Genomic DNA, 22,139 nt, shown 5'->3' with positions numbered 1-22,139 from the left:
CCGTCCCCCGTTTTTTCATGGTCAGGGAGGTGTGCGATGGATGTTCGGGTGATGCTGGTGGACGACGAGGCAATGGTCAGGGCAGCCGTGGAAGACATGTTCCGGGTGAAGGGGGGCGCCATCACGACCGCTGCCGGCGGCGAAGATTGCCTCGCTCAGCTTGAGGCGGGATTCCGGGGGGTCATCCTGATGGATGTGATGATGCCGCGTATGAACGGCTGGGCCACGATCCGCGAGATCGTGCGGCGGGGACTCTACGAGGGGAACATCATCATCATGCTGACGGGCATCGGGGAGCCGGACAGCCAGATGGAGGGGCTCCAGGAATATGTCAGCGATTTCCTGGCCAAACCCATCGACCCCCGGCAGCTGTACGAGGCCGTCCAGCACTACCGCCTGCTCCTGGCGGAGGAAGCCGCTCCCCATGTTTAACGGCAATATCGTCGTCATAGGAGTTTCCACCGGCGGCCCCATCACTCTCAAGACGCTGTTTTCCACGCTGCCCCGGCTGGAAGCCGCCGTTATCGTGGTCCTGCACATCCAGCCCGGCATGGATGAGCGGGTGGCCCTGAGCCTGGCCAAGGTGTCCGTTATGCCGGTCAACCTGGCCAAGGATGGTGAATACCTCCGGACGGGCCATGTCTACCTGGCCCCGGGCGGTTGCCATCTGGCCCTGGAGGGAAACCGCCGGATCATGCTGGTCAGCGGCCCTCGGGTGAACTATGTCCAGCCGTCCGCCGACGTGACCATGAAATCGCTGCAGCGGTCCCGCAGCAACGTGTTCGTGGGGATCGTGCTCACCGGCATGGGGAACGACGGGGCCGAGGGAATCCGTCACATCAAGTCGATCGGGGGGATCACCATCGCCCAGGACCGGGAAACGTCGTCGGTGTACGGGATGCCCCGCTCCGCCATCGCCACCGGAGCGGTGGATTACGTGCTCCCCGACGTGAAGATGGGCAAGCTGATCGAGCGTCTGGTGAACGGGGAGTAGCGGTCAGCGGCCCGTGGCCCGCTTTGGGCCGCCGGTGCGTGCATTGTGCTGGCGAAGTTCCCGGGCGAGTCGCTCCATTTCCGTCATGCTCACCACGTTGCCTGCTACGAAATACTGGCCGAGGCGCGTCTGCCGCGAACGCTGGCGGAAGAGCAGGAGCTCCACCTGGCGGGGGGTGAGGAAGCCGAACCGGATGGCCTTTTCGCCAAAACGGCCGGGGTGATGGCCGGCGGAGAGAATGGTCCGGACCTGGGTGTCGTCGAGCCAGCCCCAGTGGGTCGCGAGGGCGCCGATGGGGGGGCGTCCCGCCCGCTGCCAGGCCAGGGCCCGGATCAGGTCCCGGTAGGAGATCATGCCGCGGTAATAGAGGTATCGGCCCAGTTTCAGGGGGCGCTGGGGCAGGTGACCCTGATAGAATCCGTCCCGGGGGCCGTCGTCCCGGGGTCGCTCCCGCCCGGCGGATCTCCTCCTGCCCGCGGACTGGCACGGGCTTTCGTGCCGGGCGAGTCCTTCCTCCCGGTGTCTGAAAAAGGCGCACATGAGGTCGTAGGCCTCGCGCACCTGGCGGAACAGCTCGGCCTGGCGCTGCTGGAGATGGGGAGATTCGTGGCCGAAGAGGTCCGGGTGGGTTTCCCGTGCCCGTTGCCGGAAGGCGGCCTTGGCGCCGCTCGGCTGGAGGTAGTGGAGGAATTCGCGCGACAGATCGACATCGGGGCCGAAGAGCTGCCGACAGGCATCCAGGAGATGTGTCTCTGATAAGGGTGTGTTCACGGGCAGTGCCCCCGGGCTGATGGACGGCTCGTCTGGGTGTTATACTATAGTGACCCGTCCGATACAAGCGCCGGGATCGGTCCGTGCCCGCGCGACCGATTAGCCGGAAAGGAGGCTCCGCCATGGGCGGCCGCTTCGCATGCATGTCCTGCCGGTGGAAGATTCCGCCCGTCCCGTTGCCGGGGCGCGGCTACCGGTACCTGGCCGTGCTGTTGACGGTGCTCGCGGCGCTGGTCCTTGTGGCCGTGGGAACAGCGTCGGCCGCCGACGCGCCCCGCGACCGGCATCGCACCATCGTCGTGGGCGGCGATCGCGACTACCCCCCCTACGAGTTCATCGACCAGAACGGCAAGCCCGCCGGCTACAACGTGGAACTGACCCGGGCCATCGCCGAGGTGATGGGGATGACGGTGGAGTTTCGCCTCGGCGCCTGGTCGGAGATGTTCTCCGCCCTCAAGAGCGGTCGGGTCGACGTGCTCCAAGGGATCTCGTGGTCCGAGAAGCGGGCCAGGCAGATCGATTTCACCCCGCCTCACACCATTGTCTACCATGCCATCTTTGCCCGGCGCGATTCGCCCCCTGCCGCGGGACTTGAGGATCTGAGGGGCAGGAAGGTGGCGCTCCACCGGGACGGGATCATGCACGAGTACCTGGCGGAGCGGGGCTACGGCAAGGACCTGGTCCTGACCCCGACCCCGGCGGACGCCCTCCGGCTCCTGGCCGCGGGGGGGTGCGACTACGCGGTGGTGGCCATGGTTCCCGGCATGTACATCATCCGGGAGAACCGGCTCACGAACCTGGTGCCCGTGGCCCGGAGCATCGCGGCCCAGCGTTACGGGTATGCAGTCCGCCAGGGGGATGCGGAGCTTCTGGCCCGCTTCAGCGAGGGGCTCGCCATCCTCAGGAAGACCGGCCAGTACGAGGCGATCCGCGCCAAGTGGCTGGGGGTGCTGGAGCCCCAGCCGGTCCGCTGGCAGGAGATCGCCAAGTATGCGGCGGTGGTGGTGATTCCCCTGCTCGTCATCCTCGGCGGCACGGTGCTCTGGAGCCATTCGCTCCGGCGGCAGGTGGCCCAGCGGACCGAATCCCTTTCCCGGGCCCTGGAGGAGGTCCAGCTTAACCAGCAGCAGCTCCTGCAGGCCGACAAGATGGCTGCGCTGGGCATCCTGGTTTCCGGCGTGGCCCACGAGATCAACAACCCCACCGGCCTCATCCTGCTGGACGTGCCGATCCTGCGCAAGATCTACAATGATGCGGCCCCCATCCTGGAGGAGCGCTACCGGACGGAGGGGGACTTCACCCTCGGCGGGCTCCGTTACTCACGGGTTCGTGAGGAGGTGCCGCGGCTTCTGGACGAGATGCAGGACGGGGCCAAGCGGATCAAGCGGATCGTTGAGGACCTGAAGGACTTTGCCCGGCGCGACGACGTGGGCGGCAAGGAGCTGGTCGACCTCAACGGCGTGGCCCAGGCGGCGGTACGGCTGGTGGATGCCTCGCTGCGCAAGGCCACGACCCGCTTCACTGCCCGCTATGAGCCCGACCTGCCGCGGGTGCTGGCAAACGTCCAGCGGATCGAGCAGGTGGTGGTGAACCTGGTCCTCAACGCCTGCCAGGCCCTGCCGGACCCGAGCCGGGGTATTGAGCTGGAGACCTCTTTCGATCCGGCCGTTGGGTGTGTGAACCTGCGGGTGCGGGATGAGGGGAGCGGCATCGCGCCGGAAAACATCCCGCGCCTCACCGACCCCTTCTTCACCACCAAGCGGGAGAGCGGCGGCACCGGCCTGGGGCTCTCGGTATCCGCGGGCATCATCAAGGAGCATGGGGGAGCCCTTTCCTTCGAGTCGGCTCTTGGCGAGGGGACCACGGTTACGCTTTCTCTGCCGGTTATCGCCTGATTGTTGCGCTGACTGTGGCGATCGGGAGGCGGAGGGTTCGCTCAGAAAAGAGTCCAAGCGTCGCCGGTCGGGTTTCATGGGGGCTGATCGGCCGTTTCCGGCGCTTTCCCTTCGGGTGACGTCCGGTGCTTTTTTGCGGGGACTCTTTTCTCCGCGAGCCCTCCGCCCCCCTCCAGGAACCGTATGCGGTGGGACGGAAGGAGAAAAACCACGTCAATGATGGAGTCCATTCACTTATGACCGAGAATCGCTATCCCCCCTTCGGCATCCTTCTGGTTGACGACGAACCGGCCTGGCTCCGTTCCCTCTCCCTGACCCTGGAGTCGTCCGCCGGCATCACGAATACCATCCTCTGCCAGGACAGCAGGGACGTTCCGGCGCTGCTGGAAGGGGGCGGCATCGGCCTGGTACTCCTGGATCTCACCATGCCCCACCTGTCGGGGGAGGAACTCCTCGCCACGATCAGCGAGAGACACCCCGAGGTGGCGGTCATCGTCATCAGCGGCCTGAACCAGGTGGAGACCGCGGTCCGCTGCATGAAGCTCGGGGCTTTCGACTACTTTGTCAAGACCGACGAGGAGGACCGGCTCGTGGGGGGAGTTCTCCGGGCGGTCAGGATGCTGGAGCTGCAGCGGGAGAACCGGGAGATGTCGAGCCGGCTCGTCTCCGGCGGCCTGCGGCACCCGGAGGCCTTTGCCGGCATCGTCACCGCCGACCGGGGCATGCTTTCCCTGTTCGCCTACATCGAGGCAGTGGCCGTGAGCCCCCAGCCGCTCCTCATCACCGGCGAGAGCGGGGTGGGCAAGGAACTCCTGGCCCGGGCCGCCCATACCCTGAGCGGCTGCAAAGGGCAGCTGGTGGCGGTGAACGTGGCCGGGCTGGACGACACGGTCTTCGCCGACACTCTCTTCGGTCACGTGCGCGGCGCCTTCACCGGTGCCGAGACGGCGCGGCGCGGCATGGTGGAGGAGGCGGCCAACGGTACCCTGTTCCTGGACGAGATCGGCGACCTGGGCATCCCCTCCCAGGTTAAACTCCTGCGGCTCCTCCAGGAAGGGGAGTACTTTCCTCTGGGGAGCGACCAGCCCCGGCGGCTCCGGGCGCGGGTCATCGTCGCCACCCACCGCAACCTGGCGGCCCGGGAGGCTGCCGGAGAGTTCCGGCGCGACCTCTACTACCGGCTCCGCACCCACCAGGTCCATATGCCGCCCCTTCGGGAGCGGAAAGGGGACATCCCGCTCCTGCTGGACCATTTCCTGGCCGAGGCAGCCCGCACCCTGGGAAAGAAAAAACCCACGCCACCGCCGGAACTGGCCCAGCATCTGGCCACCTACAATTTCCCGGGTAACGTGCGGGAGTTGAAGTCGATGGTTTTCGATGCGGTCAGCGTCCACCGGGACCGGATGCTCTCCATGGAAAGCTTCGTCAGGGCCATCGGCGGCACGGAAGAACCCGCCGGTACTCCGCCGCCCACTTTGAACCCCTTCGCCGGGTTCGACAAGCTCCCCACCTTTACCGACGCCGCCGAGTTCCTCGTGGAAGAGGCCCTCAATCGTTCCGGCGGTAACCAGACCCTCGCCGCCCGACTCCTCGGCATCTCCCAGCCCGCCCTCTCCAAGCGGCTCAAGATGATGCGGAAATGAACCCCCATAACCGGAGGTTATAGCGATAACCTTGGTTATGGTTGTTTTAACCTGCCGAAATAACTGATAGTACCTGCAGCGGTTCATTGCCGGCATAACCGCAGGTTATGCCGGTTTCCCTCCTGAAATATCCCTGTAAAAGACAATTTTCATAATTAAAACAGCCTCTTGCACGGTGTTGTCGTCCTTGGTATCCCCCTTGCTCATTGAAGGGTGAATCTGACAGACAACAGGTGCGGATCCAACGGGTCCGACCTAAGGGGAGGCAGTTATGATGATGTTCTGGATCCAGTTCGTTCTCGTTCTCGGCGCGGTCCTGATCGGTATCCGCAGGGGTGGGGTGGCCCTGGGCCTTATCGGAGGACTCGGCGTGTCGCTCCTGGTGCTCGGCTTCCGCAGCTCTCCGTCGGAGCCCCCCATCGCGGTCATGCTCATCATCCTGGCGGTGGTCACCGCCTCGGCGACCCTGCAGGTGGCCGGGGGGCTCGACTACCTGGTGCAACTGACGGAGAAGCTGTTGCGGGCCCACCCCAAGTACGTGACCATCCTGGCCCCGCTCTCCACCTTCTTCCTGACGGTCTGTGTCGGCACCGGCCACGCGGTCTATGCGCTGCTGCCGGTCATCGCCGACGTGGCCATCAAGACCGGTATCCGCCCCGAGCGGCCCATGGCCATCTCCAGCGTTGCCTCCCAGATGGGGATCACCGCCAGTCCCGTGGCCGCGGCAGTGACCTTTTTCCTCGGCTTTGCCTCCAAGTCCGGCTATCCCGTGACCCTCATCGACATAATCTCCGTCACCATGCCGGCCGGCGTGATCGGCGTGCTGGTGGCCGCTGCCTGGAGCTTCAACCGGGGCAAGGACCTGGACAAGGACGCCGAGTACCAGGAGCGCCTCAAGGATGCCGAGTTCCGCAAGGCCCTTGATGTCGATGTCACCACCCTGGACAAGAAGATCAGCACCACCGCCAAGGTGTCCGTGGCCCTCTTCTTTGCCGGTGTGGCCACCATCATCCTCTTTGCGGTGTTTCCCGACCTGCTCCCCCTCAACGGCGAAAAGAAGCCGGTGCCCATGACCACGGTGGTCCAGTTCATCATGCTCGCCTACGGCGCCTTCATCATGTTCGCCGCCGACGTGAAGGCCAAGGACATCGCCCACTCCAGCGTCTTTACCGCCGGCATGATCGCCGTGGTCTCCATCTTCGGCATCGCCTGGATGAGCGATACCTTCATTTCCGCCAACAAGAAGTTCCTGGTGGACAACATCGGCGTCATGGTCAAGATGGCCCCCTGGACCTTTGCCATCGCCACCTTCTGCATCTCCGCCTTTGTGAAGAGCCAGGCTGCCACCCTGGCCATCACGCTCCCGCTGGGCCTTGCCCTGGGGCTACCGGTCCCGCTGCTGCTGGGGCTCATGCCGGCCAGCTACGCCTACTTCTTCTTTGCCTTCTATCCCAGCGACCTTGCAGCCATCAACTTCGACCGTACCGGCACCACCCGCATCGGCAAATACCTCCTGAACCACAGCTTCATGATTCCCGGCCTGATCGGGGTTAGCGTCTCCACGCTGGCGGCCTATGGGATTTCACAGTTCGTGCTGTAAAAGAAGGGCAGCGACATGAGGCAGTCCGGGGGGGGTATCCCCCCTCGGGTATCAGGGGGAGCAGCAATGGAGGAGTCATGACGGGAGAGAGCGGTGGCAGGCGGATCCTTCTGGTGGAATGCGACGGAGAAAAGCGGAAGAGCCTCGGTTTCGTGCTGAGGCTTGCCGGCTACCGGGTGACGCCGGTACGGACTTCCTACGAGGCCCTCGACTGGGTGGTCAAGCGGCAGGGGGCGCCGGAGCGGTTCTTCGCCCTGGTGCTCGGTTCCCTGACCTGTGCTCCGGACGGGGCATGGCTTGTGGGTCGGCTGGATCGCTCAGGGGCCGCGCTCCCCATCCTCCTGGTGTCCGACGCTGACCCCAGTGCTGCCGAAATGGCGGGGCCTGTCATTGCCTGCCGGCCCGAAGAAGTGACCAGGCATCTCGAACTTCTGGCAGGCAGCGAATGATCCCTTGTTTGCACTGCCCGCCCGGGCAGTTCATCACTCCTACCCACGAGCGTCCCCGCCGAAGACGGGTTCATCAATCAGACGATTTGCGGATGAGGCAGAGGAAAAAGCCGTCCATCAGCCGGTCGGGGAGGATACGGACCGCCCGCGCCAGGTCGGGATGGAGCTCCTTCCCCTTCCAGCGGGTGAGGCCCGGCCGGCGGTTCGGCAGGGGCAGGTCCACGGCACAGACCCGGAGGTTGTCCCCATCCCGGCGCAGGACATCGTTGACGATCAGTTCGTTCTCCTCCGGCGAGAAGGAGCAGGTGCAGTAAAGCAGCAGTCCGCCCGGACGCAGGGCCTCCAGGGCCGAGCGGATGAGCCCCCGTTGCTTGCGGGCCGCTTCCTCCACCTTGCGGGGGCTCCAGTGGGCCCAGCTCTCCGGGTTCAGGCGCGTGAAGCGGGCCTCGGAGGAACAGGGCGCGTCCAGCAGCACCCGGTCGAACATCTCCGGGCACTTGCGTCCCACGCTCCGGCCATCGGTCAGGTAGGTCCGCACCATGGTGGCCCCCTGATGGTCCAGGTTCGCCTTCATCCGGAAGAAGCGCCCTCGCACCGCCTCCACGGCCGACAGGCGTCCCCGGTTTTCCATCATGGCGGCCATCATGGCAGTTTTGCCGCCGGGAGCGGCAGCCAGGTCAAGCACCGTCTCCCCCGGCTCGGGCGCGAGGGCCAGGGGCGCGGTCATGCTGGAGAGGCTCTGGATGTAAATACGCCCCTCCCGGAAGGGGGGCGACTCGGTCAGGGCGCGGCGCCTCTCGCCGTCAACGGTGAAAGCCAGGGGATACCAGGATACCGGCACCGGGTCGAATCCGGCGCTTTCCAGCTCCCGACGGGTCTCGTCCGGGTCGCCCTTCAGGGGGTTGAGACGCAGCGAGGTGGGCTTCTCCTGGCTGAAGCTGGCCAGGCATGCGTCGCGCAGGTCCGGAGGGAGCACTTCCTCCATGAGTGCCAGGAACGGGACGGGAAGGGGCGGCAGACCGGTGTCTGTCATGGGGTGCCTGCCTCCTCATCGCCCACGGGGAGGCGGTAGAGGGTATCATCGTGCTCCGGCGGGGAAAGCCGCCGCTTCAGCCCCTTGATCCCTTCCCTGGAGAAGGGATTCTCCGCGTCGAAGAGATCGCCCATCTCCTCTTCCAGTGCCTCCGGGTCTTCGCCCGCCTCCAGGCGCCGCATGGCCTCATCGAATGCCGGGCCCAGGTTCATGCCCGTGGCCTCCTGGAGCTTCCGCATGAGGCGGGCCACCTGGCGCGGATCATCCTCGTTCAGCCCCTCCATTTCGCCGGCAAGGCTCCTCATGGCCCGTTCCAACTGTTCATCGTCCAGGTCGGGCATCCCGTCCAGGGGCTCGTCCGGCCGGTTCCGGGTTATGGCGAAGCGCGATACCCGGCGGTCGAGCCCCGGCCGGCCGCACCGGGGACAGGCCGGGCTTGCGGTGGTGTTCACCCGCCGGGCAAGGAAGTTGAAAATGGTATGGCAGTCGGCACAGTAGAATTCGTAGACCGGCATGACGGACCTCCTGGTTGCGGGCTCCATGATCGCCCAGCACGAAGGCTAATGATTTCCGGTCGTCAGGTCAAGGGGGTAAGAATGGCCAATCCGGTGGTATACTCTAACTAAGAGGACGATGCCTGGAAGGGAGGTTTGCCATGACCATCGAGACAATCAAAGCATGGTGCACGGTGGAAGAGGCCGTAGCGAAGTTCGGCGTGGAGCGGGCGAAGCTCCTGGGATGGGTGGAAGACGGGCTCGTCCGGGCCGAGGAAGAAAAGGGCAAGGTGGTCCGGCTCAACATGGACGACGTGGAACTGAAGGTTGAGGAGATGACCGGCCTCTGAAGCCGGCGGTCCGGTCCGGCAGAAAAGAGAAGGGGCGCCGCCCTCCCGGGAGCGGCGCCCCTCGTGCGTGGGGTCGGAGCAGGCTACACCGCCAGGTCGATCTGCTGCACGGTGCCGACGGATCCCTTCTCGCCCACGAAAATACCGGTGCTTCGTACTGAGCCGAGGAGTTGGTTGTCGCCGTCTTTCAGGTCGAACGGGGTCGATTGGTTACCGAGATAGATGGCCCCGATCCCGGCCTGGCCCAGACCGGTCAGGGTGCCGGCTGACGTGGCGGATGCGCCGGTCCATACCTTGAGTTGACTGAAGACGGCGTCCCGCTCGTCGATCCAGCCGTTGCCGTCATCGTCGTAGGCGGCCAATTCGGCGAATCCCTCGCCGGTGGCGGGGCCGAAGAGTTCGCTCCCGTTGTTCACGACGCCGTCGCCATTGCGGTCCAGGGCCAGGTAGCCGCTGCCGGAGCCCAGCGAGGCGATCCGGTCCGCGGTGCCGTCCGCATCCAGGTCGAAGGAGAAGCGGAGATCGGTCAGTTCCGCTGCCGTGCCGTTGAAATTGATGACCAGGGGATCCTTTTTCACCGCATCGCCTGCTCTCAGGCTCACGCTTGTTTCGCTGAAGTGCTCGCGCTCCATGAGCATTCCCAGGTCGAAGCGGATTTCCTGCCCATCGGCGGTCCGGATCACCCCCGACGCAGCAAAGGCGGTGCTTTCGAATTCGTAGCGTGATTCGTAGAAATCGTACTCGATGCCGAAGCCTGCCCCTCCGTCCTCGCCGCCCGCGGCGGCTCCTTCCCCGTCGGCCGTGTCGGCGGCCTTTTTCGCCTCTTCCATGTCGAAGACCCTGATCGAGCGGCCGGTCAATTGTTCGATCAGGTCTTTCAGCAGTCGCAGGCGGGGCTCCAGGTTGTCCTCGGCACAGCCGCACCCTGCTTCTTCGGTATCTTCCGCGGCCTGCTTCTTCTCCGCGTTGCGGGCATGCGCCTCCGCCGCCCTGCTTCGTTCCGACAGATCGACCCGGTCCGGGCCAAGGCCGATCCCCCGTTCCTCCCCTTCGAAATCCGGCCGCTCGTCGCCGATCCACATCTTCAGCGACTCCTTTCGCTCGTATCGCTCGATGGATACGTGGCGGCTGCCCATGGTGATGTCCGATCCCGTAATGACCATCCCTGACTCCTTTCGTCCCTGGGGTGCGGCTCCTTGCCGCGCCGTTCCGTTCCCGCCGCCCGTCCGGGCCTGCCGAAACCCTGTCCTGCTCCCTGGCATACTGCCTCGTATTGAACGTATCGGACACTTTTCGCCGGACTTGAGAAATCATTTACGGGGCGGTATGGTACGGTACACTTGAATGGCCGCTGCCGTCCTGACGCGCGCGGCTGCGGGGAGGGCACATGGAACAGCTGACCGTGCAGGGGCTCGTGCGGCTCATGGGGGCAGGGGCAAATCTGGTGTGCGTGGTGACCGACAACGAGCGGCGCACCGAGGCCATCGTGGGGCAGGCGACAGCCCGGCTCAAGGGGGCGGGTTCGCCGCTGGTCTGGACCTGCACCGACGGCTTCACCCGCGACGGCACGGTGGTGCCCGGCACCGTGGACCCCGTGGCGGCCCTGGATCATGCCTTGGCCCACCCGGCACCGCTGATGACCCTGTTCAAGGACCTTTCCTGGTTCTGGAGCGACAATCCCTACGTCATCCGCAAGCTGAAGGAATTCGCCGTCCGCGCCCGGGGGAAGGCGGCCGTGGTCCTGGCCAGGGACGAGTCGGTGCCGGCGGAGCTGCGGGAGGATATCGTCGTGCTCGGCCAGGGCCTGCCGGGAATAGGGGAGATCACCGCGTTTCTGGGGCAGCTCAAGGAGCGCGAGCCGGTGCTGGCCGCGGCTTGCGCCGGCCATCCCGGGCTTATGGATCACCTGGTGGTGGCGGCCCAGGGGCTCGACCTCGTCGACATCGAGCGGGGCGTGCGGGCCTTGCGGAACGTCCCGGAGGCGGCTGGTCACGAGATGGTGCGCTCCCTGTTCGAGACCAAGCAGGCCGTGATCCGCCGTAGTGGCATCATGGAGTTCGTGGCCAACGATACCGCTCCAGAGCAGGTGGGGGGGATGGAGAACCTGAAGGCCTGGATGGAGCGGCGCGAGCAGGCCTTCGGCCTGGAGAGCATCGCCTCGGGAGCGGCTCTCCCCAAGGGGATTCTCATGATGGGGATTGCCGGCTGCGGTAAGTCCCTGTTCGTGAAGGCCATTGCGGCCCGGTGGCGGCTGCCGCTCATACGCCTCGACATGGCAGCGGTCTACGACGGCAGTTTCGGTACCCCTGAATCGAGCCTGCGCAAGGCATTTCGCACCGCCGAGGCCGTTGCCCCCTGCGTGCTCTGGATCGACGAGATCGAGTCGGGGATCTCCGTGCAGGGGTTCAAGGCCGAGGGGGGGCCGGCATCGCGGCTGCTGGGATCGTTCCTCACCTGGATGCAGGAGAAGAAAGCGCCGGTCTTCGTGGCGGCCACGGCCAATGCCATCGAAATGCTGCCGGCCGAGATCATCCGCAAGGGGCGCTTTGACGAGGTCTTCTACGTGGGGCTCCCGGACGCCGGCGCCCGGGAGGATATCTTCCGCATTCACCTGGAGCGGCAGAAGGCGGATAGTGCGCGGTTCGACGTGCCGCTCCTGGCCGGCTCCACCAAGGGGTTCTCCGGTGCCGAGATCGAACAGGCGGTGCTCTCCGCCGCCTTTGAGGCCCGGGCGGACCGGCGCACCCTGACCCAGCAGGACGTCATCGTCGCCGTGAGCCGCACCGTGCCGCTCTCGGTCACCATGGCCGAACAGATCAAGAAGATCGAGGCGTGGGCCTTCAAGCGGGCCGTGCCGGCGGCGGGCAAGTTCTAATCTTCAATTTCGGGGCGTTTCATGTTTTCAGGCATCTCCGGCAACGTGCTCATCCTGGGGGTGGTCAGCTTCCTGACCGATGTCTCCAGTGAGATGATCTATCCGCTACTCCCCCTCTTCCTGACGACTGTGCTCGGTGCCGGCCCTGCGTTTCTCGGCGTGATCGAAGGAGTGGCCGAATCGACCGCGGCGCTGCTGAAGCTCGTCTCCGGCATCGTGTCCGACCGGACCAGAAGCCGCAAGGGGCTGGTTCTGGGGGGGTACGCCCTGTCGAGCCTGGCACGTCCCCTGGTGGCTGCGGCAACGGGCCCGGTCGCGGTACTGGCCATCCGCTTCGCCGACCGGGTGGGGAAGGGGGTGCGGACCTCCCCCCGGGATGCTCTCATCGCCGACTCTTCCGATCCCTCGGTCCGGGGGAAGGCCTATGGCTTTCACCGGGCCATGGATCACGCCGGAGCCCTCGTGGGCCCCCTGCTCGCCACCCTGCTCCTGGCCGGCGCCGCCCTGGACCTGCGGACCGTGTTCTGGCTCTCGGCCGTACCAGGGCTTCTGGCCGTACTTCTCATCATTTTGCGGGTCCGCGACGTGGAGCGGAAGCGAACCAGCGACGGAAGCGTTCTGGGGGCGATACCCAGGGATGGGCTCCGCCGGTACCTGGCCGTCCTCGTCCTGTTCACGCTGGGCAATTCCTCCGACGCCTTCCTGCTGCTGCGGGCGAGCCAGCTCGGGGTTTCGCCGGCGCGCATCCCGCTGCTGTGGGCCTTTTTTCACCTGGTGAAGATGCTGGCGTCCACTCCCTTCGGCGCCCTGTCGGACCGGATCGGCCGTCGGCGGGTCATCGTTGCCGGCTGGGCAGTCTACGCCCTGTCGTACCTGGGGTTTGCCGCTGCCGCATCCGAGCCGGCCTGCTGGCTGCTCTTCGCCGTCTACGGCACCTTCTACGGGATGACCGAAGGGACCGAAAAGGCGTTCGTCGCCGATCTCGTCCCCGCCGAGGCCCGGGGCGGCGCCTTTGGCTGGTACCATTTCGCCGTGGGCGTCGGGGCGCTGCCGGCCAGCGTGCTCTTCGGGTTGATCTGGGAGAGGGCCGGGCAGGGAGCGGCATTTCTGTTCGGCGCGGCGCTGGCAGCCCTGGCGTCAATCCTGCTGCTCGTCCTGGTGAGGGAGGACCCGCCGGAGGCGCAGAGCCCGCGGAGCTCCTGACCGAGCACCCCGCTTGACAACAGGCGCGGGCAATCTATCATTTTCAAATATTCGGATGCATTTCCCGCACGGCGTCGCGGGGGGCATAAATTCACCGACAACGAGGTATCGACATGAAACATTCCATCGCAGTAGTTGCCGCCGTGGTGGCGGTTGGTCTGTCGTTCGGCGTGGCATCCGCCAAAGGCAAGGGGGACAAGGACCTGAAGCGCGGCGAAGAGCTGTTCAAGCAGCACTGTGCCGTGTGCCACCCCGAGGGGGGCAACATCGTGAACCCCCAGAAGCCCCTCGGCAAAGAGTCCCTGAAGGCCAACAAGATCACGTCCTGGAAGGATATCGTCAAGACCATGCGGAATCCGGGGCCGGGAATGAGTACCTTCGACGCCAAGGCGATCCCGGACAAGGATGCCAAGCTCGTTGCCGAGTATATCCTCAAGACCTTCAAGTAATCCGGAGCCGCCTCCGGGAGAAAGGATTCTGTCATGACGATAGTGGTACGTCTGCTTTCGGCCGTCGCTATCCTCGCGTTGACGGCGGGAAGCGTGCTGGCCGCCGAATGGGTGGTGCTCGACGAGGACCCTATGCTCTCCAATTTTTATTATGATTCCTCGTCCGTGAGCCGGGACAAGGAGGGGATGGTCTCCGTGTGGACCAGGGCCATCTATTCCGAGGAGGGCAAAGCCGATGCCCTCGACACCATGGGAAACCCTCCGGCGTTCAAGGACCTGAGCCACACCCACTTCCTCTACACCATCGACTGCAAGGCTGCAAAATCCCGCCTGGAAAAGGTCATCCACTTTGACGACAAGGCGGAGCCCATCAGGGAGTACAACCTCTCGGGCAAGACCGACTGGGAGGCGATCGACGAGTTCACCCGCCTGGGGCTTCTGCAGGAAGCCGTCTGTCAGTAGCTGGCAACGGAAGCGAAGCCGGCCCGTCCGTGCCGGCTTCGCTTCTCATCCCATCTCCCCCCTGTCTACTCTTTGTGGCCCCTTTCGGGGTGTCGGTTTTGGGCACCACCTTCGTCAATTCGCCATTTGACAGAATGTTGAGCCAATATTTTGACTTTGCCGTTTTTGGGCAGGGCGGGATGGCGTTGTTCTGTGACGGTTTGTCTTCGGCAATGACCATTCTTTGTTTCTTCGCAGTTTCAGCGCTTTATTTCCCAATAGCAGAAATGTTTAAAGTTGTCGCCACGCCAACCGATATCAACTTCTAGTAGTTGATTGTCCCGGTATGGAATTGGCCCGCCTTTTGCTCATTAGTGCAGAAACCTTGATCTGAAGATTTTTTTTTGGCCCGGAAATGTAAGCAAGCGCTTACATAGTCAGCCCACCGGGAGGGGCAATGGGAGTTGTCAAAGGCGACAAGCCGTTTGACTCATTCAATGCAACCAGGGAGCGGATCCTCGAAACGGCCCTCGGTCTGTTCTCGACCAAGGGGTACCTGGGAGCCACGACCCGCGAGATCGCCCGACAGGCGGGCATCGCGGAGGTGACGCTCTTCCGCCATTTTCCCTCCAAAGAAAAACTTCTCGAAGAAGCGATCACCCGTTATTCCATTTTGCCGTCGCTGCGCGCCTTCGTGCCCCGGGCGCTCGCCATGCCCTACGAGGATGCGCTGGCGGCCATGGCGAACATCCTTTTGGACACGCTGATCCAGCTGAAGGACTGGCTTCGGATCATGCACGCGGAGGTCCAGCGCTCGCCTGAGAAGCTGCTGGGGGTGTACCACACGTTTTTGGACGAGCTGTTCGAAGTGATCGCGTCCTATTTCCGTGAGCTGCAGCAGCGGGGCAGCATCGGCAGTTTCGACCCCGAGCTTGGTGCGCGGGTGTTTCACGCCATGTTCTACTGTTTTTTCAATATCGAAGAGGTACTGCTGCGCAAGCAGTACCGTCCCACGGACCGAGAGAAGGCCGTGCGGGAATTCGTCCGGATGTTTGTCCACGGCACGGGCGGTATCGGCCGTACGGACTATGCCAGGGCATCGTAACCGCGCTGATCAGACGCGCCAAAAGTGATCAACGGTTGTGATAGGGACGGGAGACGGCCGAAGGAGGTGATGTCAGCAGCCGCCGTGATCCTGCCGGAACAAGCTTCGAGTTGCAGATAGAATGAAGAAAGGAGGTCCACTTAATGGGAATCAAAGGGTTCACTCGACTGCTCCTGCTCGGTTCCGTGCTGACCGCGTCCACGGCCTGGTCCGCAGAGATCCATGGCAGGAGCTCGACCCAGCTGCTCTGGTTCAACAACTACTTCAACGATCAGAGACAGATAGAGCTGGGTGAGTACCTGCGGATGTCGGTCACGAACCTGGACAAGGCTGGCAAGGCCTCTTTGTTCGGTTACGGGCGGATGACGCAGGACCTGAACAACGGAGAAGGGTTCAACGGCAGGCTCTACTACCTGTACGGCGAGTACCGGGGACTGTTCGACAAACTGGACATCCGCCTTGGCCGTCAGTTCGTCAACCTAGCGGCAGGCACGGCGATCATCGACGGCGGTCAGGTAGACCTGAACAACGCCGGCCCGATAGGGCTGACGGTATTCGGGGGCCGGAACGTGATTTTCTCGCTGGACGAGGAAAACGGTCACGGCGGCGACCTCGCGCTGGGTGTAGCGGCCTACCTGAACGGGTTCAAATCAACGGACCTGGAGGTGAGCTGGTTCCGCAAGTGGGACGACTGGAACATCGCCCGCGACACCTTGGGAGCGAGCGTCAAGCAGTACCTGTTCAACAACCTGCGGGTCTACGGCAACACGCGGTACGACGTGGTATCGGAGACCTTCAGCGAGGTGCTGGCCGGAGCCAAGTACTATCCCACCTCGAACCTGGTTCTGACGGGAGAATGGTACCAGAGCTACCCGGTATTCGACGCCACCTCGATCTACTCCGTGTTCGCGGTCGATCGGTACCAGGAAGCAGTGTTCCGTGCCGACTACACGATCACCGAGCAGATCGCGGTACACGGGGGCTACACCCGCCAGTGGTTCGAAGGCGGCGCCAACGGCAACATCTACCAGGCGGGTCTGAGCGTCCGTCCGGTGGAGCCGCTGCAACTCAACTTCGAGTACGACAACAACCAGGGCTACAACGGCAAGACCCACGGCTTCATTGCCGATGCGTACTATGACGTGACCAAGAGCCTGCAACTGTCCGGCGGCATCGCCTACGACACCTACCAGCGGGACGTACTGTCCGACGACGAGATCGCGCGGCTGTACTGGGTAGGGGGCAAGTACCGCCTGGCGAAGAACATGTCGGCGTCCCTGCGCGTCGAGAACAACGTCAACGCAGTCTACGACAACGACGTTCAAGGGCGTTTCGTCTTTGACTACGACTTCTAGAAAGGGGGGAAATCCGTGAAGAAATGGTTTATCGCGCTCTTGCTCCTGACGGTGTCGGCCTTCACGGTCCAGATGGCACTGGCCGACAAGATGTCGCACAAGGAGTACGCCACCACCCCCATCGGCGAATGTAATGCGTGCCACAAGGGTGAGGGCATCGCCCCCAACCATGACGCCGACTGGGTTCGTGGTCACCGCGTCGTGGCCAGCCGAGCGGGAAAGAACTGCGCGGACTGCCACGTCCAGCAATTCTGCCTCGACTGTCACCAGGGCGGCGGGATCGAAGCCGACCTGTCGACGCGGACCTTCATGAGGGACTACGTACCCAAGAGCCACCGGAGCAACTTCCTGAGCATCCACCCGACCAAGGCTCTGGACAACCCTCAGACCTGCACGCGTTGCCACGACCAGTCGTACTGCAACGAGTGCCACGCCCGGTTCCCGAAGGGATCCCTGCGGATCAAGTCTCACCTGATGCTGGGACCGAACGGTCAGAAGTACAGCTTCGGGCTTGGTGAGCACGCAATCGAGGCACGCCGCAACCTGCAGTCGTGCCAGACGTGTCACCCCGAGGGGGATGTGTGCATCCAGTGCCACTCCAGCGGTAAGACGAGTCCGCACCCGCGGAACTGGAACAGCATCAAGAACAATTACAAGGATCGGGCCGGGAGCCGGGTGTGCACGAAGTGTCACCTTCCTGGTACGTACTAATTGAGAGCACCACACACCACAAGGAGGAAATGGCATGAGTAGAAAAGTAACAAAGTATTCTGCTGTGCTTGCGGTTTCGTTGTTCGCGGCGGCGCTTGCCGGCTGCGGCTCCGAAAACAAGGAGGGGACGGTCGGAACCGGCCCTGGCGGCGTGGCAACCGTGGGCGATAGCGCCTGCGTCCAGTGTCACAGTGCCGTAACCGAAGCTCTGACCGGCGAGAGCCTCATTGCTCAATATCAGAAGAGCTCACCCCACAACACAGCAGGCCTGGGCTGCGAAAGCTGCCACGGCGGCGGCGCGCAGCACAACGGCGTGGGCCCCATCCCGTTCGCTCAGCCCGACGCCAGCCGTTGTGCCGACTGCCACGACGGTACCACTGCCGTGGCAACCAACTCGGACACCGCATTCGCCGAGTCGCGGCATAACATCCAGACTATCCGCAGTGGCGCCACCTGCCGTCGCTGCCACACCCACGAGGGCGCCGTTCTCTCCAATATCGCCGGCTACACCGGCGACTTGGCAACCCTGGAAGACACGGTCAACCAGAACAAGGTTCCCCTCGTCAGCTCCTACTCGCAGATTTCCTGCGCCACCTGCCACGAGCACGGCGGCGGACTGCGCACCATCAAGGCCACCAACGGCGCTGCCGGTCCTGTCGTAAACTGGGACCCGAACAACAACCGTACGGTTGACCAGTTCGACCTCTGCACCAGCTGCCACAACATGTACAGCTACAATGGCTCGACCCTGCTCACCAACGGCGTGCCCGTCAACGGCGTCGCCACCGGCACGGTGGGTCACCATGAGACCACCTGGTACCGGATCATCGCCACGACCCACTTCGACAACTATTCGACCGGTCCCCAGGCCGGTGCTGGTGCAAGTGGCACCAACGCCAAGGTTGAAGGTTACGTTCTTCGCCGTACCGGCGCCAACCCCTGCTTCGACTGTCACGGTCACGAGGCGAAGACCAACACCCGTCCGGGTCGCGATGCTACGATCCACACTGACTGGGCCAAGTCTGCCCACGCCGGTGGCCTGCTGACCGCCAAGTACAATGCCGTTGGCGCCCTGACCGGTGCCGCTGCCGTCAACGCGGCCATGAACGCCTATGTGGACGACACCACCGCCATCGCCTGGACCCACTACAACTGGGATGCGAGCAGCCGCGGTTCCTGCCAGCGCTGCCACACCGCCACCGGCGCCGCTAATTTCATGAGCAACCCCGCCGGGTATGATCCGACGGGCGCAGGCAACAGCTTCTCGCACCTGCAGGGTTGGTCTGCCGCCAACGGTTCCAAGCAGAACGAACTGCTCTACTGCTGGGGCTGCCACACCAACGCCGGCACCGGTGAGCTGCGCAACCCGGGCGCCATCACCGAAAATTACGCAGGTGTTAACTCCACGAGCACTGGAACTACTGGCACAGCTGTGACCATATCCTATCCGGATATCGCCGGTTCCAACGTCTGCATGACCTGCCACCTCGGTCGCGAAGCCGGCGAAAACATCAAGGCCATCACCGATGCGGATGGTATCCTTGGTTTCGTGAACTCCCACTACCTCGCCGCCGGCGGCCAGCTGTTCGGCAAAACCGGCTATGAGTACGCAACCCGCAGCTATGCCAAGCCGACCTTCTTCGCCCACGACAAGATCGGCACCGCCGCTGCCCCCGGCACCGGCACCAACGGCCCCTGCGCCGGCTGCCACATGACCACCCCGAACTCTCACTCCTTCCTGCCGGTGACCAAGGACGGCACGGGTGCCGTTACCGCCATTACCAGCACTGCCTGCGCCACCTGCCATGCCGGCGCTTACGCCCTTACCCCCGAGGCTCTGACCGCCGAGGAAGAGGAGTATGTGGCATCCCTTGAAGCCCTCAAAGCTGCCCTGGCAGGTAAGGGGATACTCTTCTTCAACGCCCATCCGTATTTCTACAGAGATACGAATGCCAACGGTATTGGCGATCCTGGGGAGCTTGTTTCCTCTAACGCCTTCACCAACTGGGCCGGTGTGTACGGACTTGCCCTCTGGAAAGACGTCATGGGTGCAGCGTTCAACGCCAACCTGCTGATCCACGATCCGGGCGGCTATGCCCACAACCGCTTCTATGTCAAGCGGCTGATCTGGGATTCCATCGACTTCATCTATGACGGCGTGCTGAACAACGACGTCACTGCCGCGATCGATGCCCAGGTAACGGCGACTCGACTGGACAGCGCCACGGCAACGGCCGCCAAGGCCTACCTCGGCACGACCCGTCCGTAATAGCGGACGCGACGTTCCGGCGCATCATTTGATGCACAACCGCAAAGCCGGTCTCCCTTTGGGGGGGCCGGCTTTGCTCTTTTTGTCTGTCACACTGTGTGCACTTATTGATTGCATACGTATACCGCAAGCAGATCATGCTTTCCGCCTCGATCTATCAGGCGAACGTATTGGATAGGGAACTGTCCGCCTGAGCGTGATCGTCGACTTTTCCTCTCATTGTTCCATTCTCATGCAGTTTTTTTAGACTAATTTACCTCGAAAATTTGACAAAATGGCAACCCGCTTTAAACTCATTCCCATTAGCTCATGAGTTGCTCCGACTGGCTGTCTTCACCGCCCGTTCCGGCTTTCAGTCGCAGGAGCCTGGCTAGCTTCCCCCTCTTCCGAGTGTTTAGTGCATTACGTAGACACGATCTTCCATGAGTGAAGGTTGTGCGCAGGTCCCACTGATGGGACGACGGACAAGGAGGTTGCCTTGTCGTGCTCGGTTGTCAAAGGTGAAGGCCCGTTCGATCCGTTTACCGTGACCCATGAGCGGATCCTCGAAACGGCCCTCGGTCTGTTCTCGACCAAGGGGTACCTGGGAGCCACGACCCGCGAGATCGCCCGACAGGCGGGCATCGCGGAGGTGACGCTCTTCCGCCATTTTCCCTCCAAAGAAAAACTTCTCGAAGAAGCGATCACCCGTTATTCCATTTTGCCGTCGCTGCGCGCCTTCGTGCCCCGGGCGCTCGCCATGCCCTACGAGGATGCGCTGGCGGCCATGGCGAACATCCTTTTGGACACGCTGATCCAGCTGAAGGACTGGCTTCGGATCATGCACGCGGAGGTCCAGCGCTCGCCTGAGAAGCTGCTGGGGGTGTACCACACGTTTTTGGACGAGCTGTTCGAAGTGATCGCGTCCTATTTCCGTGAGCTGCAGCAGCGGGGCAGCATCGGCAGTTTCGACCCCGAGCTTGGTGCGCGGGTGTTTCACGCCATGTTCTACTGTTTTTTCAATATCGAAGAGGTACTGCTGCGCAAGCAGTACCGTCCCACGGACCGAGAGAAGGCCGTGCGGGAATTCGTCCGGATGTTTGTCCACGGCACGGGCGGTATCGGCCGTACGGACTATGCCAGGGCATCGTAACCGCGCTGATCAGACGCGCCAAAAGTGATCAACGGTTGTGATAGGGACGGGAGACGGCCGAAGGAGGTGATGTCAGCAGCCGCCGTGATCCTGCCGGAACAAGCTTCGAGTTGCAGATAGAATGAAGAAAGGAGGTCCACTTAATGGGAATCAAAGGGTTCACTCGACTGCTCCTGCTCGGTTCCGTGCTGACCGCGTCCACGGCCTGGTCCGCAGAGATCCATGGCAGGAGCTCGACCCAGCTGCTCTGGTTCAACAACTACTTCAACGATCAGAGACAGATAGAGCTGGGTGAGTACCTGCGGATGTCGGTCACGAACCTGGACAAGGCTGGCAAGGCCTCTTTGTTCGGTTACGGGCGGATGACGCAGGACCTGAACAACGGAGAAGGGTTCAACGGCAGGCTCTACTACCTGTACGGCGAGTACCGGGGACTGTTCGACAAACTGGACATCCGCCTTGGCCGTCAGTTCGTCAACCTAGCGGCAGGCACGGCGATCATCGACGGCGGTCAGGTAGACCTGAACAACGCCGGCCCGATAGGGCTGACGGTATTCGGGGGCCGGAACGTGATTTTCTCGCTGGACGAGGAAAACGGTCACGGCGGCGACCTCGCGCTGGGTGTAGCGGCCTACCTGAACGGGTTCAAATCAACGGACCTGGAGGTGAGCTGGTTCCGCAAGTGGGACGACTGGAACATCGCCCGCGACACCTTGGGAGCGAGCGTCAAGCAGTACCTGTTCAACAACCTGCGGGTCTACGGCAACACGCGGTACGACGTGGTATCGGAGACCTTCAGCGAGGTGCTGGCCGGAGCCAAGTACTATCCCACCTCGAACCTGGTTCTGACGGGAGAATGGTACCAGAGCTACCCGGTATTCGACGCCACCTCGATCTACTCCGTGTTCGCGGTCGATCGGTACCAGGAAGCAGTGTTCCGTGCCGACTACACGATCACCGAGCAGATCGCGGTACACGGGGGCTACACCCGCCAGTGGTTCGAAGGCGGCGCCAACGGCAACATCTACCAGGCGGGTCTGAGCGTCCGTCCGGTGGAGCCGCTGCAACTCAACTTCGAGTACGACAACAACCAGGGCTACAACGGCAAGACCCACGGCTTCATTGCCGATGCGTACTATGACGTGACCAAGAGCCTGCAACTGTCCGGCGGCATCGCCTACGACACCTACCAGCGGGACGTACTGTCCGACGACGAGATCGCGCGGCTGTACTGGGTAGGGGGCAAGTACCGCCTGGCGAAGAACATGTCGGCGTCCCTGCGCGTCGAGAACAACGTCAACGCGGTCTACGACAACGACGTTCAAGGGCGTTTCGTCTTTGACTACGACTTCTAGAAAGGGGGGAAATCC

22 protein-coding genes are annotated in these 22,139 nt (G+C 63.4%); 18 read left to right on the top strand and 4 right to left on the bottom strand.

Annotated features, from left to right (window positions below):
* Positions 1–36: 36 nt before the first annotated feature.
* Together GS_RS13835 and GS_RS13830 are read left to right on the top strand one after the other, a co-directional pair.
* Complete coding sequence (locus tag GS_RS13835) at positions 37–432, top strand: response regulator (RefSeq protein ID WP_010943385.1); 396 nt, start codon at positions 37–39, stop codon at positions 430–432.
* Positions 425–994 carry a CheB methylesterase domain-containing protein gene (locus tag GS_RS13830; RefSeq protein WP_010943384.1) on the top strand — a complete coding sequence of 190 codons (570 nt, stop codon included), beginning with the start codon at positions 425–427 and terminating at the stop codon, positions 992–994. Before GS_RS13835 ends, GS_RS13830 begins: the two co-directional genes overlap by 8 nt.
* Positions 995–997: 3 nt before the next feature.
* On the opposite strand, the gene GS_RS13825 is transcribed toward GS_RS13830, so the two are convergent.
* Positions 998–1,765, bottom strand: coding sequence for a J domain-containing protein (locus GS_RS13825; protein WP_010943383.1), 768 nt, complete (start codon positions 1,763–1,765; stop codon positions 998–1,000).
* A 122-nt stretch (positions 1,766–1,887) separates the two neighbouring features.
* Between GS_RS13825 and GS_RS13820 the strand changes: the two genes are divergently transcribed.
* The 4 genes from GS_RS13820 to GS_RS13805 all read left to right on the top strand — a co-directional run bounded on the left by GS_RS13820 (position 1,888) and on the right by GS_RS13805 (position 7,352).
* Entirely contained in the window at positions 1,888–3,660 is a 1,773-nt protein-coding gene (locus GS_RS13820; RefSeq protein WP_010943382.1) for a transporter substrate-binding domain-containing protein, read from the top strand.
* A gap of 236 nt (positions 3,661–3,896) precedes the next feature.
* Positions 3,897–5,303, top strand: coding sequence for a sigma-54-dependent transcriptional regulator (locus GS_RS13815; RefSeq protein WP_010943381.1), 1,407 nt, complete (start codon positions 3,897–3,899; stop codon positions 5,301–5,303).
* A gap of 271 nt (positions 5,304–5,574) precedes the next feature.
* Positions 5,575–6,903, top strand: coding sequence for an anaerobic C4-dicarboxylate transporter (locus GS_RS13810; protein WP_010943380.1), 1,329 nt, complete (start codon positions 5,575–5,577; stop codon positions 6,901–6,903).
* A gap of 77 nt (positions 6,904–6,980) precedes the next feature.
* Complete coding sequence (locus GS_RS13805; protein ID WP_010943379.1) at positions 6,981–7,352, top strand: response regulator; 372 nt, start codon at positions 6,981–6,983, stop codon at positions 7,350–7,352.
* Between the two features lie 73 nt (positions 7,353–7,425).
* On the opposite strand, the gene GS_RS13800 is transcribed toward GS_RS13805, so the two are convergent.
* Both GS_RS13800 and GS_RS13795 read right to left on the bottom strand, forming a co-directional pair.
* The gene (locus GS_RS13800) at positions 7,426–8,385 is read right to left on the bottom strand and encodes an RsmB/NOP family class I SAM-dependent RNA methyltransferase (RefSeq protein WP_010943378.1); all 960 of its coding nucleotides are present in this window, start codon (positions 8,383–8,385) and stop codon (positions 7,426–7,428) included.
* Positions 8,382–8,900, bottom strand: coding sequence for an FmdB family zinc ribbon protein (locus GS_RS13795; protein ID WP_010943377.1), 519 nt, complete (start codon positions 8,898–8,900; stop codon positions 8,382–8,384). The genes GS_RS13800 and GS_RS13795 overlap by 4 nt, the downstream gene beginning before the upstream one ends.
* Before the next feature lie 140 nt (positions 8,901–9,040).
* On the opposite strand from GS_RS13795, the gene GS_RS13790 reads away from it, so the two are divergent.
* On the top strand, positions 9,041–9,229 hold the full coding sequence (locus tag GS_RS13790) for a hypothetical protein (protein ID WP_010943376.1): 189 nt from the start codon (positions 9,041–9,043) through the stop codon (positions 9,227–9,229).
* Between the two features lie 83 nt (positions 9,230–9,312).
* Here the strand turns inward: GS_RS13790 and GS_RS13785 are convergent, their stop codons facing one another.
* Positions 9,313–10,392 carry a hypothetical protein gene (locus tag GS_RS13785; RefSeq protein WP_010943375.1) on the bottom strand — a complete coding sequence of 360 codons (1,080 nt, stop codon included), beginning with the start codon at positions 10,390–10,392 and terminating at the stop codon, positions 9,313–9,315.
* Between the two features lie 224 nt (positions 10,393–10,616).
* Between GS_RS13785 and GS_RS13780 the strand changes: the two genes are divergently transcribed.
* The 11 genes from GS_RS13780 to GS_RS13730 all read left to right on the top strand — a co-directional run bounded on the left by GS_RS13780 (position 10,617) and on the right by GS_RS13730 (position 22,124).
* Positions 10,617–12,104, top strand: coding sequence for an AAA family ATPase (locus GS_RS13780; RefSeq protein WP_010943374.1), 1,488 nt, complete (start codon positions 10,617–10,619; stop codon positions 12,102–12,104).
* A 21-nt stretch (positions 12,105–12,125) separates the two neighbouring features.
* Positions 12,126–13,307, top strand: a complete 1,182-nt coding sequence (locus GS_RS13775) for an MFS transporter (RefSeq protein ID WP_010943373.1) — start codon at positions 12,126–12,128, stop codon at positions 13,305–13,307.
* A gap of 113 nt (positions 13,308–13,420) precedes the next feature.
* Positions 13,421–13,756 carry a c-type cytochrome gene (locus GS_RS13770; RefSeq protein ID WP_010943372.1) on the top strand — a complete coding sequence of 112 codons (336 nt, stop codon included), beginning with the start codon at positions 13,421–13,423 and terminating at the stop codon, positions 13,754–13,756.
* A 33-nt stretch (positions 13,757–13,789) separates the two neighbouring features.
* Complete coding sequence (locus GS_RS13765; RefSeq protein ID WP_010943371.1) at positions 13,790–14,218, top strand: surface-adhesin E family protein; 429 nt, start codon at positions 13,790–13,792, stop codon at positions 14,216–14,218.
* Positions 14,219–14,316: 98 nt separating this feature from the next.
* On the top strand, positions 14,317–14,526 hold the full coding sequence (locus GS_RS13760) for a hypothetical protein (RefSeq protein ID WP_144011897.1): 210 nt from the start codon (positions 14,317–14,319) through the stop codon (positions 14,524–14,526).
* Between the two features lie 128 nt (positions 14,527–14,654).
* On the top strand, positions 14,655–15,302 hold the full coding sequence (locus GS_RS13755) for a TetR/AcrR family transcriptional regulator (protein ID WP_010943370.1): 648 nt from the start codon (positions 14,655–14,657) through the stop codon (positions 15,300–15,302).
* A 143-nt stretch (positions 15,303–15,445) separates the two neighbouring features.
* Complete coding sequence (locus GS_RS13750) at positions 15,446–16,657, top strand: hypothetical protein (RefSeq protein WP_010943367.1); 1,212 nt, start codon at positions 15,446–15,448, stop codon at positions 16,655–16,657.
* Positions 16,658–16,672: 15 nt separating this feature from the next.
* Positions 16,673–17,368 carry a cytochrome c gene (locus tag GS_RS13745; RefSeq protein WP_010943366.1) on the top strand — a complete coding sequence of 232 codons (696 nt, stop codon included), beginning with the start codon at positions 16,673–16,675 and terminating at the stop codon, positions 17,366–17,368.
* 34 nt (positions 17,369–17,402) lie between these two features.
* Complete coding sequence (gene omcB / locus GS_RS13740) at positions 17,403–19,637, top strand: C-type polyheme cytochrome OmcB (RefSeq protein ID WP_010943369.1); 2,235 nt, start codon at positions 17,403–17,405, stop codon at positions 19,635–19,637.
* A gap of 478 nt (positions 19,638–20,115) precedes the next feature.
* On the top strand, positions 20,116–20,769 hold the full coding sequence (locus tag GS_RS13735; protein ID WP_010943368.1) for a TetR/AcrR family transcriptional regulator: 654 nt from the start codon (positions 20,116–20,118) through the stop codon (positions 20,767–20,769).
* Positions 20,770–20,912: 143 nt separating this feature from the next.
* Positions 20,913–22,124 carry a hypothetical protein gene (locus tag GS_RS13730; RefSeq protein WP_010943367.1) on the top strand — a complete coding sequence of 404 codons (1,212 nt, stop codon included), beginning with the start codon at positions 20,913–20,915 and terminating at the stop codon, positions 22,122–22,124.
* The last annotated feature ends 15 nt before the right edge of the window (positions 22,125–22,139 follow it).

The organism is Geobacter sulfurreducens PCA (assembly GCF_000007985.2).
Taxonomy (GTDB): Bacteria; Desulfobacterota; Desulfuromonadia; order Geobacterales; family Geobacteraceae; genus Geobacter; species Geobacter sulfurreducens.
The sequence above is the reverse complement of the archived record's forward strand: the minus strand, read 5'-3'. Positions and strand labels throughout refer to the sequence as shown.

Bases quoted from the DNA above. Each gene is read 5' to 3' on its own strand.
- GS_RS13800 (WP_010943378.1), bottom strand. From the start codon at position 8,385: ATGACAGACACCGGTCTGCCGCCCCTTCCCGTCCCGTTCCTGGCACTC.
- GS_RS13755 (WP_010943370.1), top strand. From the start codon at position 14,655: ATGGGAGTTGTCAAAGGCGACAAGCCGTTTGACTCATTCAATGCAACC.
- omcB (WP_010943369.1), top strand. From the start codon at position 17,403: ATGAGTAGAAAAGTAACAAAGTATTCTGCTGTGCTTGCGGTTTCGTTG.
- GS_RS13810 (WP_010943380.1), top strand. From the start codon at position 5,575: ATGATGATGTTCTGGATCCAGTTCGTTCTCGTTCTCGGCGCGGTCCTG.
- GS_RS13805 (WP_010943379.1), top strand. From the start codon at position 6,981: ATGACGGGAGAGAGCGGTGGCAGGCGGATCCTTCTGGTGGAATGCGAC.
- GS_RS13795 (WP_010943377.1), bottom strand. From the start codon at position 8,900: ATGCCGGTCTACGAATTCTACTGTGCCGACTGCCATACCATTTTCAAC.
- GS_RS13780 (WP_010943374.1), top strand. From the start codon at position 10,617: ATGGAACAGCTGACCGTGCAGGGGCTCGTGCGGCTCATGGGGGCAGGG.
- GS_RS13815 (WP_010943381.1), top strand. From the start codon at position 3,897: ATGACCGAGAATCGCTATCCCCCCTTCGGCATCCTTCTGGTTGACGAC.
- GS_RS13775 (WP_010943373.1), top strand. From the start codon at position 12,126: ATGTTTTCAGGCATCTCCGGCAACGTGCTCATCCTGGGGGTGGTCAGC.
- GS_RS13750 (WP_010943367.1), top strand. From the start codon at position 15,446: ATGGGAATCAAAGGGTTCACTCGACTGCTCCTGCTCGGTTCCGTGCTG.
- GS_RS13835 (WP_010943385.1), top strand. From the start codon at position 37: ATGGATGTTCGGGTGATGCTGGTGGACGACGAGGCAATGGTCAGGGCA.
- GS_RS13790 (WP_010943376.1), top strand. From the start codon at position 9,041: ATGACCATCGAGACAATCAAAGCATGGTGCACGGTGGAAGAGGCCGTA.
- GS_RS13730 (WP_010943367.1), top strand. From the start codon at position 20,913: ATGGGAATCAAAGGGTTCACTCGACTGCTCCTGCTCGGTTCCGTGCTG.
- GS_RS13830 (WP_010943384.1), top strand. From the start codon at position 425: ATGTTTAACGGCAATATCGTCGTCATAGGAGTTTCCACCGGCGGCCCC.
- GS_RS13765 (WP_010943371.1), top strand. From the start codon at position 13,790: ATGACGATAGTGGTACGTCTGCTTTCGGCCGTCGCTATCCTCGCGTTG.
- GS_RS13785 (WP_010943375.1), bottom strand. From the start codon at position 10,392: ATGGTCATTACGGGATCGGACATCACCATGGGCAGCCGCCACGTATCC.
- GS_RS13820 (WP_010943382.1), top strand. From the start codon at position 1,888: ATGGGCGGCCGCTTCGCATGCATGTCCTGCCGGTGGAAGATTCCGCCC.
- GS_RS13770 (WP_010943372.1), top strand. From the start codon at position 13,421: ATGAAACATTCCATCGCAGTAGTTGCCGCCGTGGTGGCGGTTGGTCTG.